Consider the following 16,535-nt stretch of genomic DNA (forward strand, 5'->3'; position numbering starts at 1 on the left):
TGAACAATGAGAAATTTTCTTACCAGTACGAAGAAGGGTTAATATGTTTTCAACATTTTATGCGGATTTACATATTCACATCGGAAGGACGCTTTCAGGGCGTCCAGTTAAAATCACTGGAGCGAAGACGCTCACCATCGACCGGATTTTAAGAGAAGCAAGCTTACGGAAAGGCATCGACATCGTCGGTGTGATCGATTGTCAGGTGCCAGAGGTCATCGCGCAAATCCGGGACATGGTTTCCCGTGGCGACGTTCAGGAACTTTCGGACGGGGGACTGAAGTTTTACAAAACCGTTCTCATCCCCGGTTGCGAAATCGAAGTGAAAGATGAGTACTGCCAGGGGCCTCTACATGTGCTCGCGTATTTTCCAACCCTTAATAAAATGAGTACTTTCAGCGATTGGCTGGCTCGCCATGTGACCAATATCAGCTTGAGCACACAGCGTTTTTACGGAACTGCGCGTCAACTGCAGAAAAAAGTCAAAGAATTGGGCGGGCTGTTTATCCCGGCCCACGTGTTTACACCTTTTAAAAGCGTCTACGGGGCCGGTGTCAAGCGTTCTATAAACGAGATTTTAGATCCCGATCTTATTGATGCCATTGAACTCGGATTAAGTTCTGATACGGAAATGGCGGACCAAATCCAGGAATTACATGCTTTTACGTTCGTGACGAATTCAGATGCCCATTCCTTGCCGAAAATTGGTCGAGAGTATCAGGCACTTAAACTGGATCATCCGTCATTTATGGAGTTAAAACGCGCCCTTCACCAAGAGGACGGTCGTGATATCCTTGCCAACTACGGATTGAACCCGAGGCTAGGAAAATATCACCGCACACGGTGCGCCGACTGTATGGAACTCATCGAAAATTACGTGAAAGGTGAGCGCTGTCCTTATTGCGGTCACGGAAGAGTGGTAAAAGGCGTGCGCGATCGTTTGGAAGAACTGGCCGATAGCACCGGCCCCCGACCTGGTCGCCCGCCTTACGTGCATCAAGTTCCTCTTGAATTTATTCCGAAAGTCGGTAAAAAAACATTGGAGAAGCTCATACAAGCATTTGGCACGGAGATGAATATCCTTCATAGAGCCTCAGTTGAAGCGTTAACAGAGGTTGTCGGCGCTGAGACGGCGTCCTTGATCGCTTTAGCAAGGGAAGGCAAACTCGCCGTCGAAACGGGCGGTGCCGGCCAATATGGGAAAGTAAAAGCCGAATAATGTATTGGGACCATAGTGATCGATTAACCGCTTGCTTCTAGTCTAGCCGGTAAGTTTCCGGCGCCTTTGTTCTATTAATTTTTCTATTAAAAATGTCATAGATTCGCTCCCTCGTCATAGAATGCTACTAAGAGCAAGACGAGGGGGAAAACCGATGCCTGTCACAGTAAAACAAAAGATTGCCAAACATGTTGAAGATAACTTATCCATTTATATTTTCATCATTGTTTTGTTTTTAATGGGGATCGTCTTTGGTGCGATTATTGTCAACAGCCTGCCACAACAAACCAAAGCGAATTTACTGACGTATTTGCAACGTTTTTTTGGACAAGTCTCTGAAGGGCAATTGGCAGACCGGGGAGCGATGCTGGGTGAGAGTTTTAAAAATTATTTGCAATACCTTGGATTGATCTGGTTGCTTGGTTTATCGATGATTGGTTTACCCATCATTTTTATTCTATTGTTTTTAAAAGGGATCGTTGTTGGCTTTACGGTTGGTTTTCTCGTGAACCGGATGGGTTTACATGGGTTTATCATTGCGATGGCAAGCGTTTTTCCGCAAAATTTACTGATGATCCCTATTTTTATCATTGCCAGTGCCGCGTCTGTTGCCTTTTCGCTGAAAATGATCCGCCAACTTTTAATTCGAACGAGGAAGAACCCGCTTCTCCCGCAATTTTTAAATTATGTGGGGCTCTTCGGCATGATCGTTGCGGCCATTTTTCTTGCCGCCTGTTTTGAAGCGTATGTCTCCCCTATCTTAATGCAGGGCGTTGTCGGCAAACCGTAGCGTATAACAAGAATATGACTATTTTCAACCGTTAACAAATAAAAATTATTATAAGCTATAAATTAGAATAATTTTATTTTGACACATCTTCTCGGTCTGTTTATAATATTTTTAGAAGTATGGCCGGGGAGGCGGAAAAATGGAGAGCCGAATCGATCGGATAAAAAAGCAATTGCACTCCCAAAAATATAAACTGACCCCACAAAGAGAAGCGACGGTCAGGGTTTTATTGGAAAATGAGAAAGACCATTTAAGCGCAGAAGATGTGTATCTACTTGTTAAGGAAAAGGCACCAGAAATCGGATTGGCAACGGTTTACCGAACGCTTGAGCTTCTAACCGAATTGAAGGTTGTCGATAAAATTAATTTCGGCGATGGTGTCTCCCGCTACGACCTCCGCCGCGAGGGAGCCGAACATTTTCACCATCATCTCGTCTGTATCGAATGCGGGGCGGTGGATGAAATTCAAGAAGATCTCCTCGGCGATGTCGAACAAGTGGTTGAGCGGGATTGGCATTTTATCATTAAGGATCATCGCTTGACGTTCCATGGCATTTGCTATCGCTGTCAGAACAAAAAAGAGGAAACAAAAGATTAATAGCTAAACAAGATCAAACAGACCTTTTCCGAGTGATGGAGAAGGTTTTTTAGATGCACAATGAGATGATGGAAAGCCCGCTCCGGTTTCCCATACGGCTTCATGTATAAACCCGCATTCTTTTGGCATATCTTGTACTAAGATGTAGTACGTAGAAGTTGGAAAGCGGGTAATAGCAATGAAGCCATTCATGACATTGATTTTAGACACATTAAAAGTCTTTCTTCTTTTTGTCATTTGCACCATCCTTTTTTATTTTGGGCTCCAGTGGCTCGATCAAAACTATAAAAGTTTTCATAAGTACGAGGAACCAGACGATGGGGCTGTGAAAGTCTTTAATCCGGAAGGAGAGAAGGGGCCCGTTGATGGGGATGGTTTCCAGCGCCTTTTGCAATTTTTAAGAAACGGGGAATAATGAGATGCGTGGGGATGTCAAGGCTTTTATTGAAGCACTGATCACAGAAAAAGATGCAAGCCCTAATACAGCAGCTTCTTATCGCCGGGATTTGGAACAATATGTGGCATACATAACAAACATCCGTGGCGTTTCCGATTGGCAAAGTGTGGATGAAGCGATGATTTATCGGTACCTTTACTTTTTAAAAGATAAGGGACGGGAACGCGCCACCATTGCCAGACAATTATCTAGCCTAAAAGCTTTTCATCGGTATTTATTGCGAGCGGGGCGGACGAGCCATGATCCCACCCATGCGGTTCATTCCCCAAAAACGGAGCGACGTCTCCCCAACATCCTTACACCAGAGGAAGTCGAGCGATTGCTTGACGCACCGAACACAGAGACAGTGATGGGCTTGCGTGACCAGGCGATGCTCGAAGTGCTTTATGCTACCGGATTGCGCGCTTCTGAACTCATCGCCTTAAATGTGGATGATGTTCAGCCTGCCTTTGGGTTTTTAAAATGTATTGGCCATCACGGAAAAGAACGGATCGTTCCTCTCGGTAACCCCGCCGCAGCTGCCGTAAAAAGGTACATGGATGACGGGCGTCCCCATCTTTTAAAGGAGGCGGAGCAAGCGTTATTTTTAAACCGTAACGGGCGACGTTTGTCCCGCCAAGGCTTTTGGAAAATCGTCAAGAAAGTGGCTGAAAAAGCGGGTATTCTAAAACCCCTTACGCCGCAAACGCTTCGGCATTCTTTTGCGGCTCACCTCTTGCAAAACGGTGCTGACATACGGGCGGTTCAGGAAATGCTCGGCCATGCGGATTTATCAACAACACAAATCTATCGGCGCTTATCAGAGATTAAGTTAAAAGATCATTACCTTGCTTATCATCCGAGGGCGAAATAATAACGGAGGCAAAGCCATTTAGCGCACAATACATTGGAACGCGTTTTTTCATCGTATGAGATTCCGGAGGTATTGGGAAACAACGGTTGCTACCCAGTTTGATGATGTTGGCAGACTACATGAATAGCATAGAGCCCCTATCGGTTAACCAGTGTTGGTAACCGTCGGGGCTTTTAATGTTTAGGAAGGCATCTTCCTGTTAATAATGCCATCAAATGGCGAGAAATGTACGGAATCATTGCATAAAGATCGCTTGTTGATGAATATGAGACCCTAAGTTTGATGGACGATGATCATGGGTTGCTAAGACAATGATAGAACCTCACGATATAACCACGGTGTATTCCCCACTATTTTTTTATGCCCATCGCAATTCCTACCATAAAAAACCACCAGTACATGAATTTCCCCATAGAGGTATATTTACGAAAGGTTTGGAAGAAAATAAGGATGAACACGTATTGGAGGGATGGTCATGAAGGCAATTTTAAGCGTCTCACTCAGTATTCTCATCGCTTTATTCTCGCTTCCGATGACAACGGTTCATGCGGAAGAAAAACAAGCGAAATCCCTTGTTGAAGACGTCAAATCCGCTGTGCTTATGGAAAAAGATACCGGAAAGGTGCTCTATTCCATTCATCCAAATAAGGAATTACCGCCAGCTAGTATGACAAAGATTATGACTTTATTGTTGATTTTTCAAGCATTGGACCGTAACGAAATTGCTTTAACGGACAAAGTCAGCGTCAGTGAACATGCTGCCTCAATGGGAGGAACGCAAATTTTCCTTGAGCCCGGAGAAGAAATGACGGTCGAGGATTTAATCAAAGCGATTGCGATTGGTTCGGCCAATGACGCCTCCATGGCCTTGGCAGAATACATAGCTGGTTCCGAAGAGGCTTTTGTTAAAAGAATGAATGACGAGGCGAAAAAACTTGGATTAAAACATACCCATTTTAGCAATCCGACAGGTCTTCCCACAGAAAACCATTATTCATCGGCCCATGACATGGCTGTGATGGCAAAAGCTTTGCTCCGTTATCCTGATGTTTTAAAGTACACTTCCTTATATGAAGATTATTTAAGGGAAAATACCGACAATAAATTTTGGCTCGTTAACACCAATAAAATGCTGAAAACGTATCCGGGTGTAGATGGTTTGAAAACCGGATATACCCAGGAGGCGAAATACTGTTTAACGGCGACAGCAAAGAAAAATGACATGCGCGTGATTGCGGTCGTCATGGGGGCGCCATCTGCCAAAGAGCGCAACAAACAGGTCGCAAAATTGTTGAATTATGCCTTTGCAAATTATAAAACGAAAAAATTAGTCAACCAAGGCCAAGCCGTTGCGATCGTTCCCGTCAATAAAAGCGAAAAAGGCCGCGTCCCGGCTGTCACGGAAGATAACGCGGTGTTATTGCTAAGGAAAGGGGAAAATGCGAAAGACTATCATACCAAGATCGAAATAAAGAAAAATTTAGCCGCACCGATGGAAGCCGGAACCGTTGTCGGTTACTATATCGTGAAAAAAGGCCAGCAAACGGTGTCTAAAACGCCACTTATTGTGACCAGAGATATTAAAAAAGCGACATGGTGGCAATTGTTTAAAAGGCAAATCGGAAAAATGACAAATGGGTCGTGGTAAGTCGAATTACCACTAGTTTTGTCATGGAGAAGGAATTAGAAAAATTAATCGCGAAACTCATGATACAAGAGTTACACACGGACTCTAACGGTAACTAAAGGGAGGAGAAACGAAGTGAGTCTCAGCGTGGATCTAGAAATTAAGCAGGAAGTGTTGTGCATTCGGTTGGAAGGTGAACTCGACCACCATACCGCGGATATTTTGCGGGAACGGGTGACAGAGGCCTTAAACCAACATCTGATCCGCCATATTCTTCTGAATTTGGAACGCTTGGAGTTTATGGATAGCTCCGGATTGGGTGTCATTCTCGGACGCTATAAAGAAATTGCAGCGATGGGCGGTGAAATGGTCGTTTGCTCCATTTCCGCACCTGTAAAAAGGTTGTTTGAAATGTCCGGGATGTTTAAAATCATCCGCTTTGAAGAAGATGAGGCCTACGCACTTTATACTTTGGGGGTGGCCTAAATGCGAAATGAAATGACCTTGCAATTTACGGCAGTCAGTGAAAACGAATCGTTTGCCCGCGTGACTGTTGCCGCTTTTGTGGCGCAACTCGATCCAACAATGGACGAGTTGACGGAGATTAAAACCGTTGTTTCTGAAGCGGTCACCAATTCGATCATTCACGGTTACGAAAACAAGGGGTGCGGCCTTGTCACCATTAAAGCGGAGATTGAGGATGATACCGTTCATTTAACGGTTCACGACGATGGGGTCGGCATTGAAAACGTTGAAGAAGCCCGTCAACCGCTTTATACGTCTAAACCGGAATTGGAAAGGTCAGGAATGGGCTTTACAATTATGGAGAATTTTATGGATCATGTGGCCATCGAAACGGCCCCCGGATGCGGCACGACGGTCTACTTAACCAAACATCTCACCAAAAACAAAGCATCAATATGCAATTGACCGCGGGGTTTATTTTACGAATCGATAAGGGATTCGGGTTGACCGATTAAAGGAGAGACAATGCCTATGGATGTCAACGTCAAAAATAATGCGAAAGAGCCCCTTTTGGATGATGAAGAAGTCAAAGCGCTCATCGCCCGCAGTCAAAAAGGCGATAAAGAAGCAAGAGACCTCATCGTCCAAAAAAACATGCGGCTTGTTTGGTCGGTCGTTCAACGGTTTTTAAATCGCGGTTATGAAGCTGATGACTTGTTTCAAATCGGATGTATTGGATTACTGAAGTCCGTCGATAAATTTGATCTTTCGTATGACGTCAAGTTTTCCACCTATGCGGTCCCCATGATTATTGGGGAAATTCAGCGTTTTATCCGCGATGACGGCACGGTCAAAGTGAGCCGTTCTTTAAAAGAAATGGGTAATAAAGTCCGAAAGAAAAAAGATGAATTGTCCAAAAGCTTAGGCCGCAATCCGACCATCGGGGAATTGGCGCAGTCTCTCGATCTGACGCCTGAGGATGTCATCATGTCGCAAGAAGCGATACGCGCCCCCTCATCAATACATGAAACGGTTTATGAAAACGATGGTGACCCCATCACGTTGCTCGATCAAATCCATGATAAGGATGAAAACAACTGGTTTGATAAAATCGCGCTTCGCCAAGCGGTCGAACACCTTCAAGACCGCGAGCGCCTAATCGTCTACTTAAGATATTTTAAGGATCAAACACAGTCAGAGGTGGCTGAGCGCCTCGGCATCAGCCAAGTGCAAGTATCGCGATTAGAAAAGAAAATTTTATCAGAAATACGTGGACAGATGGTTGAATAACCGTCTGCTTTTTTTATTTGAAAAGAAATAAGAGAATGTTTCCCTATTGAACAATCCATACTATGGAAAGAAGGAGTGAAAGCCATGGCCAACACCATCTATATCCGTTTGCGCCATAAATTTAAAGCCGCTTTAAACGATTGTATTAAAATCGGAAAAATGGCAAACGTCATCGCTCCTCGTGATATGAAAAACGTCATTTGTGATCTTGACGTGTACAAAATCCGACCCGAAGATAATAAATTCGTTGTCATTGATGCCATGGATGTCATCCAAGCGATACATGAGAGATATCCCGATTGCGATATTCAGACGGTTGGCCCGCAGCAAACCATCATTGAAGTGGAAAGTGAGAAAAAGGGCCCGCGAACAGTCTTGTTTTTACTCGTATGGGTCTTATTGTTTATCGGTGCAGGCTTAACCATCATGAATTTCCACGAAGATGTCGCAATGTCGAGTGTCCATCAAAAAATCTATTTTTTAATCACGGGAAGAGAAAATGCGAAGCCGCTGATCTTGCAAATCCCATATTCTCTGGGGGTCGGAATCGGTATGATTCTTTTTTTTAATCACATTTTTAAAAAGCGTTTTAATGAAGAACCCAGCCCTTTGGAAGTCGAGATGTTCAATTATCAACAGGATTTAGATCAATACATTATCCTGCAGGAAAATAAAAAAGCGGAGGCCAAACGCCATGGTGATGGATGATGTGTTGCTTATCATCGTTGGCTTCTCCGGAGGGCTAGCCGTCGGGTGTGGCTTTGTCGCTTTCCTCACTGTTTTGGGCATCATACCAAGGCTTACCCAATTGACTAAAACTTACGATGCCATCAGAAAATATGAATGGAGTGTCATCCTCGGGGTACTTGCATCGACTTGGTTCGGCTTGCGGTATTCGTCATTCAGTCTGCCCGGTTTTCTACTCATCCCTATTGGCTTAGCCGCGGGCATGTTTGTCGGGATGCTGGCCGCCGCTTTGACAGAAGTCCTAAATGTCTTTCCCATTTTGGCCAAAAGGCTTGGCATCAACGAAAAAATCCTCTTGCTCATGATGGCTCTCGTTTTAGGTAAAGTATTGGGTTCATTTTTTCATTGGACATACTTTATTGATCAATAAGGAGGAACACCATGACCCGTTTAAATGATGTAAAAAACTACAAAAAAAACATCAAATCGTACCACCCTAAAATTAACTATTTCGTGAACGGTCTTAAAGCCTTTGTGATTGGCGGCCTCATTTGTGACCTTGGGGAAGCGGTCCAGAAATTTTATGTTACCTTTTTTGATTTCAATGAAAAAACAGCAGGGGATCCAACGGTGGCAACGATGATTCTCATCGCTTCCCTCTTAACAGGATTCGGTGTTTACGACAAAATCGGCCAATTTGCCGGTGCCGGTTCTCTAATTCCCGTCACGGGCTTTGCCAATTCCATAACGAGTGCAGCCCTGGAACATAAAAGCGAAGGCATCGTTCTCGGCATCGCGACCAATCTTTTTAAATTGGCCGGTTCCGTCATTGTCTTTGGTGTCGTCTCAGCCGCGATTTTCGGATTGATCCGGCTCACCGTGAACAATTTATTAGGTTAGGGGGATAAGCGATGCGTTTGGGAAAACAAACATGGCGCTTTGAGCATGACCTTTACATCCAATCCACGGGGACGTGTGCCGGCCCATTAGAAGGGAAAGGGCCTCTCGGCGATTTTTTTGATAAAAAGTATAATGAACTGCATTGTGGTGAAAAAAATTGGGAAGCCGCCGAACGCAAACTCATGCGAGAAGCTGTGGACATCTGCTTGAAGAATGTCAATAAAAAACCGGAAGACATTGATTTTTTTATGGCGGGTGACCTTTTAAATCAAACCGTGACCTCCAATTTTATTGCGAGAGAAACAAAAATTCCTTACCTCGGAATGTTTGGCGCCTGTTCGACATCCATGCAAACGTTGGCCCTTGCTGCGCAATTCGTGGACACCGGTTATGCCGATTCTGTCCTTGTTGCGGTTAGCAGCCACAATGCAACAGCAGAGCGGCAATTCCGCTATCCAACGGAATACGGCGGCAGCAAGCCGAATACATCTACATTTACGGCAACAGGAGCAGCGAGTGCCTTGGTTAGCCAAACGCCTTCATCCGTAAAAATTAAAGAAGCGACGATTGGCAGAGTCATCGATTGGGGAATTGCCGATGCCAATGATATGGGCTCGGCGATGGCACCGGCTGCGGCCGATACGATCGAAAGGCATCTCAAGGATACGGGGCGAAAGCCTACCGATTACGACATGATCGTCACCGGTGATTTATCCAGTGTGGGCAGTCCGATCGTCCGCCAACTTCTGTGGGAACGCGGCATTGACATCAGCGAAATGCATCATGACTGCGGTTTAATGCTTTATAGTCCCGAGCAAAATGTGATGGCTGGCGGTAGCGGGACAGCGTGTTCGGCGATGGTCACCTATGGTTACATTGTCAATCTTTTGAAACAAAAAAAGATCCAACGCGTTTTCATTTGCGCGACGGGGGCTTTGTTCAATCCGACTGTCAACCAACAAAAAGAAACGATACCCTGTGTCGCTCACGGTGTCGTTTTGGAATCTGCAGGGGGCGAATAAAATGGATTTTCTTTGGGCATTTCTCGTCGGCGGTTTGATTTGCTTGATCGGGCAAATTTTACTTGACGTTTTCAAGCTAACGCCGGCGCATATCGTTTGTTCATTTGTCGTCATTGGGGCGCTTTTGGACGCATTCGGAATTTATGATAATCTGATTGAATTTGCAGGAGCTGGCGCTACGGTTCCCATCACGAGTTTTGGCCACTCGCTTTTACATGGGGCGATGGAGGAAGCCAAACAGCATGGGTATATTGGTCTAGCTATGGGCATATTTAAATTAACTTCCTCAGGTATCACATCCGCCATCTTGTTCGGCTTTCTTGTCGCGTTAATCTTTAAGCCGAAAGGGTGATTCCATGAGACGCATTATTGCTGTGACAGATGGGGATCAAATGGCCAAAAAAGTGGTGGAACTCGCGGCTAAAGAACTCGGCTTGCGCTGTATTTCTCGGTCAGCGGGAAATCCTACTCAGCTTTCAGGACCGGAATTGGTTGAATTGATCTTGCAAACCCCATATGACCCTGTGCTTGTCATGTTTGATGATGGTGGTTTTAACGGCATAGGAAAAGGCGAAGAAGCGTTGGCGTATGTCGTCAAACACCCGGAAATTCAGACACTAGGCGTCATTGCCGTTGCTTCCAACAGCTGTTTTCACGAATGGACGCGTATAGATGTTAGCATTGACCAAAACGGGGAGTTGACCCCTTATGGCGTCGATAAATACGGCGTGCCGGACCTTGAGATCGGACGCCTGACCGGCGATACCGTTTATGTCTTGGATCGGCTACATATTCCCATCGTCGTCGGGGTCGGAGACATCGGAAAAATTACGGGAGTGGATGAACCGGAGAAAGGCGCCCCGATCACCATAAAAGCCATTGAATACATCTTGGAAAGGAGTGGTTACCATCGAAGCGGCAATGAAGAACAAAAAACCGATCAGCAAACGTTTGAAAGAAAATAAAGCGTATATGGAAGAACGCATCGGTATCGGTGAGAGCTTTGATGTCGGGGTGCGAGAGTTGACGATCTTAAGCGAACCGATTGAAGTATATTATTGTAATTCCTTGGTCGATTCGCTTCTGGTTACAGAAATTTTGCGGGAACTTATGCGGCTTGTTCACGAGCATAAAAAGGTGGATCGGGCAAAAGATGTCATTAAAAATCACCTCGCTCATGAACAAGTGATTGAAATCAAGACGTTGGATGAAGCGGTTGACAACATGTTGAGCGGCCTGATTGTCATTTTAATTGAAGGCGAAAGTGATGGGTTGGTCATCGATGTTCGTCATTATCCGGGCCGTCAACCGCAAGAACCCGATGTGGAACGCGTCGTGCGCGGCGCCCGTGACGGGTTTACCGAAAACATCATAGAAAATGTCGGTTTGATCCGCCGGAGAATTCGCGATGAGCGGTTTCGGACACAAATTTTACGCGTCGGGGAACGTTCTAAAACCGATGTGTGTATTTGTTATTTAAAAGATGTAGCCAATCCAGGACTCTTGAAAACGTTGAAGAAAGAACTGGAATCCATCGAAATTGACGGCATACCTATGGCGGATAAATCGGTTGAAGAATTCCTGGTCAAACAAGGCTTTAACCCGTATCCGTTAGTCCGTTATACTGAACGTCCGGATGTAGCAGCGGCTCACATCTTGGAAGGTCATATATTGTTGGTCACGGATACTTCGCCGAGCATCATTATTTTTCCGACAACGCTCTTCCATCATGTGCAACATGCCGAGGAATACCGTCAAACCCCGGTAGTTGGCGCCTTTTTGCGATGGGCGCGTTTTTTTGCTATCCTGATGTCGTTGTTTTTGCTCCCGCTTTGGCTCATCATCGTCAACAATCACGAGATTGCTCCGGATTGGCTAAAGTTTCTCGGGCCGAACAATCATAAGTACCACATTCCGATCACCTTGCAAGTGCTTATTGGAGAAATCGGTGTGGAAATCATCCGCATGGCCGCCATTCACACGCCATCCTCTTTATCAACCGCATTAGGATTAATTGCGGCGGTTATGATCGGCCAAATTGGCGTCCAGGTCGGCATCTTTACACCGGAAGTCATTTTGTACACATCCTTGGCGGCAATTGGCGGATTCGCGACGCCAAGTTATGAACTGAGCGAAGCCAACCGCATCGTGCGCATTTCACTCATTCTTCTTTCACTCTTTTTCGGCATTCCCGGTTTCGTCATCGGCTCGACCCTTTTTATCATTTTTTTGGCTCGGGTAAAAAACCTCAATACCCCGTACCTCTGGCCATTTATTCCCTTTGATCCGATGGCTATGGTTGCGATTTGCATCCGGACATCGATGCCGCTTTCCAGCACCCGGCCGAGCATCGTAAAACCATTGGATCAGAAAAAAATGCCGCGTAAAAAAAGATGGCGCTCCGAATAAAGTCATTGCAAAGAAAACCATATGCCTAAATGGCTGGTTTTCTTTTTTTATACTTGTATGCTTGTAAATTTTTCAGATTTACCTGCACTCATTCGGTCCCTTAAGCGGCGTTTTCTTTATCCATTATCTGCAGTGATTAAGAATTGAAAAATGTATAAAAGAAGGGCGGCCGTAAACCTGTTAAAATGATAAAATGTATAAAGTGGTTTATTCCAAGCTCTGGGTCTGGTATACTTTATAAAAATATACTTTGGCGCATTAAAGTGTTAACGTTTTAAATAAAAATTCTAGGCTGATCCTGTTGGGATTTATCCGTGAGGCTTCGGAGAAGAATCGGACGAATTTTATGTTGAAGGGGATTATGACATGAATAGAGAGAGAATCTATTCACAAGAGGGCCATCTCATGCTCGGTAATGTTGATAGCGTTCAACTCGCCAAGACCTACGGAACGCCTTTATACGTCTTTGATACGGAAATCATTCGCGAAAAAGCCGCTGCTTTTAAAGAAGCCTTTTCTCGCTACCCTGTAAACTATCAGATTGCCTATGCGAGCAAAGCGTTTTCCACAGTAGCGATGGTTCAGCTCGTTGATGAACTCGGGCTTGCCCTTGATGTCGTCTCTGGTGGGGAACTTTATACGGCGCTTTCCGCGGACTACCCAGCTGAGCGCATCCATTTTCACGGGAACAATAAATCGGAAGAGGAACTGCGCTATGCCGTCAAAGCTGGTATTGGTGCCGTCATCGTTGATAACTTTTACGAATTAGACATGCTCTCTAACATTGCCCGTGAGGAAAATAAAATCGTGAAGGTCATGTTGCGCATAACGCCAGGTGTGGAGGCGGACACTCATGCCTATATCTCAACAGGTCAAGAAGATTCTAAATTTGGTTTTTATTTAACGAAAGGAGATGCCGAAGAGGCGTTTCGGCGGACGATTCGCGACCCGCAACTGCTTTTAATAGGGCTCCATTTTCATATCGGCTCTCAACTTTTTACAGCAAAAACCCATGAACAGGCGATACAAGCTTTATATGAATATGTCGACCAATGGTATAAGACTTATCAATTCCTACCGGGAATAATCAACGTCGGCGGTGGTTTTGGCATTCGTTATACCGAGAGCGATCTGCCAGAAACTCCGCAAACGTTCATCGGGGCCATTGTGGAGTGCATCCTAAGGGAATGTGAACAGCGAAATTTAAAGGTTCCAGAAATTTGGATTGAGCCGGGACGGGCGCTTGTGGGAGAAGCGGGGACGACGCTATATACCGTCGGCTCGATGAAATCGACGCGTGAAGGCCGCACGTATATCGCCGTTGACGGGGGAATGACCGATAACCTCCGTCCAGCGTTGTATCAATCTAAATATGAAGCCGCCATTGCCAACCGTTTTCCTTCTGAATCCGAAAAAGCGGTCACGGTTGCCGGAAAATGCTGTGAAAGTGGCGATATATTGATTGATTCCATCGAATTGTCGGCTGTCAAGCCGGGGGATCTTCTCGCTGTTTTTTGCACAGGGGCTTACGGATATGCGATGGCAAATAATTATAACCGACTTCCGCGTCCTGCGGTTGTCTTTGTTGAAGCTGGGGAAGCGCAGCTCGTCGTTAAACGGGAATCGTACGAGGATTTGATTCGTCACGATCTGCCTTTAAAAAAACGCTCGCAAATCCGCTGAGCGTGCAGTGCACAAAAATGTTTAAATGGGTTATAATAGAGAAGATCAAACGCCTTTGTCTTTCATATGCTTAAAAGATCAAGATCATTTGACCGACAGGTATAATTCCGAACCATAAGAGAGAGACTTTTTGGTAAGTTTATAAAACATAGAGGGGTTTCATTATGCTGTTTCGCTACAAGAAAACTTATGAAAAAATCGCGATGGGTTTGTTATCGTTCGTACCATCGGAAAAAGACTTAAAAAAGTTGCAGCAAACCATTAAACAATATGAAGAAGACGATGACTGGCAGCTTTTCCTATGGAAAGAAGAAGATATCATCGGGATCATCGGTGTTCACATTGAAGGTGAAACGGCAGAATTGCATCACATCAGTGTTAATCCATCGTACCGGAATCAGGGCGTCGGGCGCCGGATGGTACAAGCGTTAAAAGACATGCTTGGAGAGAAATATACGATCGTTCCGACGAAGCAATCCAAAGAGTTTTTGGAAAAGTGTCTGTCTGAAAAAAAAGCCGACATTTCCGGCCAATAGTGATCGACGAAAAGAGATCTGTTGTGAACGTTATCTGAACCATATACATCACATGTTTTTTCAATATATTTGTCCATGTCATAACCGTGCCTGCCCGCATAAGGTATCGTAGATTGTTTTTTGGCGGGAGGCGCAATACGTGTCAAGGGAATATTTTCACGATATCTGTGAGAAGGCAATGGGTGAAGCCGTTGAACTGGAAACATCCGACGGCGCCGTTTTGCAAGGCATAATTGTTGAGCTCGATCACAATTACGTCTATGTCAATCCATTAAAGGATTTAATTAAGGAATGGTCCGTTCATGCCTCATTAAATCCGGATGCCGAGGATGTCTTTGTTATCCCGCTGGCATCCATTCTTTCCTTATCTTTTATATCCGTCTATTGGTAACGTGCTCAAAACCGATTTGAGCGCATTTTTTTTGCACGAGGAAAGCCCGTTGTCGGCGAAATTACTCGTATGATATAATGCTCATACATTCACATTGAACGGTATTTTTGAATTTGAACGGGTGCTGTTTGAGCGACAGGTGGGGACACAGTGGAATATAAAGTGAAGATCGATGCATTCGAGGGGCCGCTTGACCTTTTGTTGCATTTAATTAAGAAGATGGAAATTGATATCTATGATATTCAGGTCGCAGAGATTACCGAACAATATTTGAACTTTATCCATGAAATGAAAGAATTACAGCTTGATATCGCCAGTGAATATCTGGTGATGGCGGCGACTCTGATCGAAATGAAAAGCCGCATGCTTTTACCTAAACCAGAACCCCTCATGCCTGATGGTGATGAGGTAGAGTGGGAGGAAGACATCGACCCGCGCGAGGCCTTGATTCAGAGGTTGATTGAATACAAGCAGTACAAACAAGTTGCCGAATGGTTGAAGGAAAAAGAGGAACGCCAACAGCTGTTTTATACAAAACCCCCAAGTGACCTGTCGGGCTATGAAAAACCGCGGGAAATACAACTCACCGGTGTGAGTTTATATGATATGCTTGCGGCCTTTCGGCATTTATTGCAGAAAAAACAATGGGACAAGCCCCTACATACAAAAATCCAAAGACAAGAAATTCCGATTGGGGAGCGCATGAACGATATTTTAAAGCAACTCAAGGGTAAACGAGAGCCGATTCCTTTTGATGATTTATTTCTTTATCCGAATCGAACACACATCGTCGTTACCTTTCTTGCTTTGCTCGAGTTGATGAAAAAACGCGCTGTGACTTGTGTGCAACATCGAAACTTTGAACAAATTCTGGTTTATTCCGCCGATGAAAGGTTCGGTGAAGTATGAAAAACGAACAAGCCATTGTTGAGGCATTGCTTTATGTCAGCGGTGAAGACGGCGTCACGCTTGAACAATTAACGGAAGTTCTCAATATGCCGGAAGAGCATGTGTTAGGGGTTATCGAAAACTTGAAAAAGGCGTTACAGAATGAAGCGCGCGGCCTGATGATTACAGAAGTCGCCGGACGGTACCAATTGGTGACGAAAAAAGAGATGGCAACATATATTGAAAGGTTGATCAAAGCTCCGCGCCCAGCGACATTGTCACAGGCAGCATTGGAAACATTAGCCGTGATTGCCTACAAACAGCCGGTGTCCCGTGCTGAAATTGAAGAGGTGCGCGGCGTAAAATCGGAGAAGGCCCTGTCAACCTTGATGTCAAAAGGCTTAATAAAAGAGGTTGGACGGGCAGAAGGAACGGGACGGGCTATATTATATGGTGTAACGGAAGCGTTTTTAACGCATTTCGGTCTTAAATCGCTCAATGAACTGCCCGAATTCTCTGACCGCCTAGATGAATCGTCTATGGAAGAGACCGATTTGTTTTATGAGAAATTTCAACAGACCGTTTTGGAATTGTAAATAGCGAGGGTGACTCAAGAGAAGGGAGTCAGCCTCCTTTTTTATACAGGTGAGAAAGTCTATCTATTTTCAATCAAGAAAAAGGACAAAAAAGGTTCATTTTATACATAAGCATTGCAGAGCC

At 44.9% G+C, this 16,535-nt stretch carries 21 protein-coding genes; all 21 read left to right on the top strand.

All coding sequences use genetic code 11. The features are described 5' to 3' along the window. The first annotated feature begins 43 nt into the window (after positions 1-43). The 21 genes from H532_RS0103900 (at position 44) to scpB (ending at position 16,411) form a co-directional block, all read left to right on the top strand. A complete protein-coding gene (locus H532_RS0103900; protein WP_027724406.1) occupies positions 44-1,219 on the top strand; it encodes an endonuclease Q family protein in 1,176 nt (391 codons plus the stop codon). Between the two features lie 154 nt (positions 1,220-1,373). Next, the gene (gene spoIIM / locus H532_RS0103905; protein ID WP_027724407.1) at positions 1,374-2,009 is read left to right on the top strand and encodes a stage II sporulation protein M; all 636 of its coding nucleotides are present in this window, start codon (positions 1,374-1,376) and stop codon (positions 2,007-2,009) included. A gap of 139 nt (positions 2,010-2,148) precedes the next feature. Further along, the gene (gene fur, locus H532_RS0103910; protein ID WP_027724408.1) at positions 2,149-2,607 is read left to right on the top strand and encodes a ferric iron uptake transcriptional regulator; all 459 of its coding nucleotides are present in this window, start codon (positions 2,149-2,151) and stop codon (positions 2,605-2,607) included. A 178-nt stretch (positions 2,608-2,785) separates the two neighbouring features. Beyond that, positions 2,786-3,022 (top strand): DUF4227 family protein, encoded by a 237-nt coding sequence (locus H532_RS0103915; RefSeq protein WP_027724409.1) that lies wholly within the window; start codon positions 2,786-2,788, stop codon positions 3,020-3,022. Between the two features lie 4 nt (positions 3,023-3,026). Beyond that, complete coding sequence (gene xerD / locus H532_RS0103920; protein WP_027724410.1) at positions 3,027-3,917, top strand: site-specific tyrosine recombinase XerD; 891 nt, start codon at positions 3,027-3,029, stop codon at positions 3,915-3,917. Positions 3,918-4,392: 475 nt separating this feature from the next. Then, positions 4,393-5,565 (top strand): D-alanyl-D-alanine carboxypeptidase family protein, encoded by a 1,173-nt coding sequence (locus H532_RS0103925; RefSeq protein ID WP_027724411.1) that lies wholly within the window; start codon positions 4,393-4,395, stop codon positions 5,563-5,565. Positions 5,566-5,679: 114 nt separating this feature from the next. Then, a complete protein-coding gene (spoIIAA, locus tag H532_RS0103930) occupies positions 5,680-6,030 on the top strand; it encodes an anti-sigma F factor antagonist (RefSeq protein ID WP_027724412.1) in 351 nt (116 codons plus the stop codon). After that, on the top strand, positions 6,031-6,474 hold the full coding sequence (spoIIAB, locus tag H532_RS0103935) for an anti-sigma F factor (RefSeq protein WP_027724413.1): 444 nt from the start codon (positions 6,031-6,033) through the stop codon (positions 6,472-6,474). It abuts the gene before it with no gap. Between the two features lie 66 nt (positions 6,475-6,540). Continuing rightward, positions 6,541-7,299, top strand: a complete 759-nt coding sequence (gene sigF / locus H532_RS0103940; protein ID WP_027724414.1) for an RNA polymerase sporulation sigma factor SigF — start codon at positions 6,541-6,543, stop codon at positions 7,297-7,299. A gap of 84 nt (positions 7,300-7,383) precedes the next feature. Then, entirely contained in the window at positions 7,384-8,007 is a 624-nt protein-coding gene (locus tag H532_RS0103945) for a stage V sporulation protein AA (protein ID WP_027724415.1), read from the top strand. Continuing rightward, positions 7,994-8,416, top strand: coding sequence for a stage V sporulation protein AB (locus tag H532_RS0103950; protein WP_027724416.1), 423 nt, complete (start codon positions 7,994-7,996; stop codon positions 8,414-8,416). Before H532_RS0103945 ends, H532_RS0103950 begins: the two co-directional genes overlap by 14 nt. 11 nt (positions 8,417-8,427) lie before the next feature. After that, positions 8,428-8,886, top strand: coding sequence for a stage V sporulation protein AC (spoVAC, locus tag H532_RS0103955; protein WP_027724417.1), 459 nt, complete (start codon positions 8,428-8,430; stop codon positions 8,884-8,886). Positions 8,887-8,897: 11 nt separating this feature from the next. Then, a complete protein-coding gene (spoVAD, locus tag H532_RS0103960) occupies positions 8,898-9,908 on the top strand; it encodes a stage V sporulation protein AD (protein ID WP_027724418.1) in 1,011 nt (336 codons plus the stop codon). Between the two features lies 1 nt (position 9,909). Beyond that, entirely contained in the window at positions 9,910-10,260 is a 351-nt protein-coding gene (gene spoVAE / locus H532_RS0103965; RefSeq protein WP_027724419.1) for a stage V sporulation protein AE, read from the top strand. A gap of 4 nt (positions 10,261-10,264) precedes the next feature. Continuing rightward, a complete protein-coding gene (spoVAEA, locus tag H532_RS0103970) occupies positions 10,265-10,873 on the top strand; it encodes a stage V sporulation protein SpoVABEA (RefSeq protein WP_027724420.1) in 609 nt (202 codons plus the stop codon). Continuing rightward, positions 10,830-12,317 carry a spore germination protein gene (locus tag H532_RS0103975; protein ID WP_027724421.1) on the top strand — a complete coding sequence of 496 codons (1,488 nt, stop codon included), beginning with the start codon at positions 10,830-10,832 and terminating at the stop codon, positions 12,315-12,317. Before spoVAEA ends, H532_RS0103975 begins: the two co-directional genes overlap by 44 nt. 366 nt (positions 12,318-12,683) lie before the next feature. After that, positions 12,684-14,000 (top strand): diaminopimelate decarboxylase, encoded by a 1,317-nt coding sequence (gene lysA, locus H532_RS0103980; RefSeq protein ID WP_027724422.1) that lies wholly within the window; start codon positions 12,684-12,686, stop codon positions 13,998-14,000. Between the two features lie 164 nt (positions 14,001-14,164). Next, positions 14,165-14,536: a GNAT family N-acetyltransferase gene (locus tag H532_RS0103985; protein WP_027724423.1), complete on the top strand. Its 372-nt coding sequence runs from the start codon at positions 14,165-14,167 to the stop codon at positions 14,534-14,536. A 139-nt stretch (positions 14,537-14,675) separates the two neighbouring features. Continuing rightward, complete coding sequence (locus H532_RS17770; protein ID WP_038111464.1) at positions 14,676-14,927, top strand: hypothetical protein; 252 nt, start codon at positions 14,676-14,678, stop codon at positions 14,925-14,927. 150 nt (positions 14,928-15,077) lie between these two features. Then, positions 15,078-15,836 carry a segregation/condensation protein A gene (locus tag H532_RS0103995; protein WP_027724424.1) on the top strand — a complete coding sequence of 253 codons (759 nt, stop codon included), beginning with the start codon at positions 15,078-15,080 and terminating at the stop codon, positions 15,834-15,836. Then, on the top strand, positions 15,833-16,411 hold the full coding sequence (scpB, locus tag H532_RS0104000; RefSeq protein WP_027724425.1) for an SMC-Scp complex subunit ScpB: 579 nt from the start codon (positions 15,833-15,835) through the stop codon (positions 16,409-16,411). Before H532_RS0103995 ends, scpB begins: the two co-directional genes overlap by 4 nt. Positions 16,412-16,535 lie beyond the last annotated feature (124 nt).

Origin of the sequence: Tuberibacillus calidus DSM 17572 (genome assembly GCF_000430685.1) — a bacterium.
GTDB lineage: Bacteria > Bacillota > Bacilli > Bacillales > Sporolactobacillaceae > Tuberibacillus > Tuberibacillus calidus.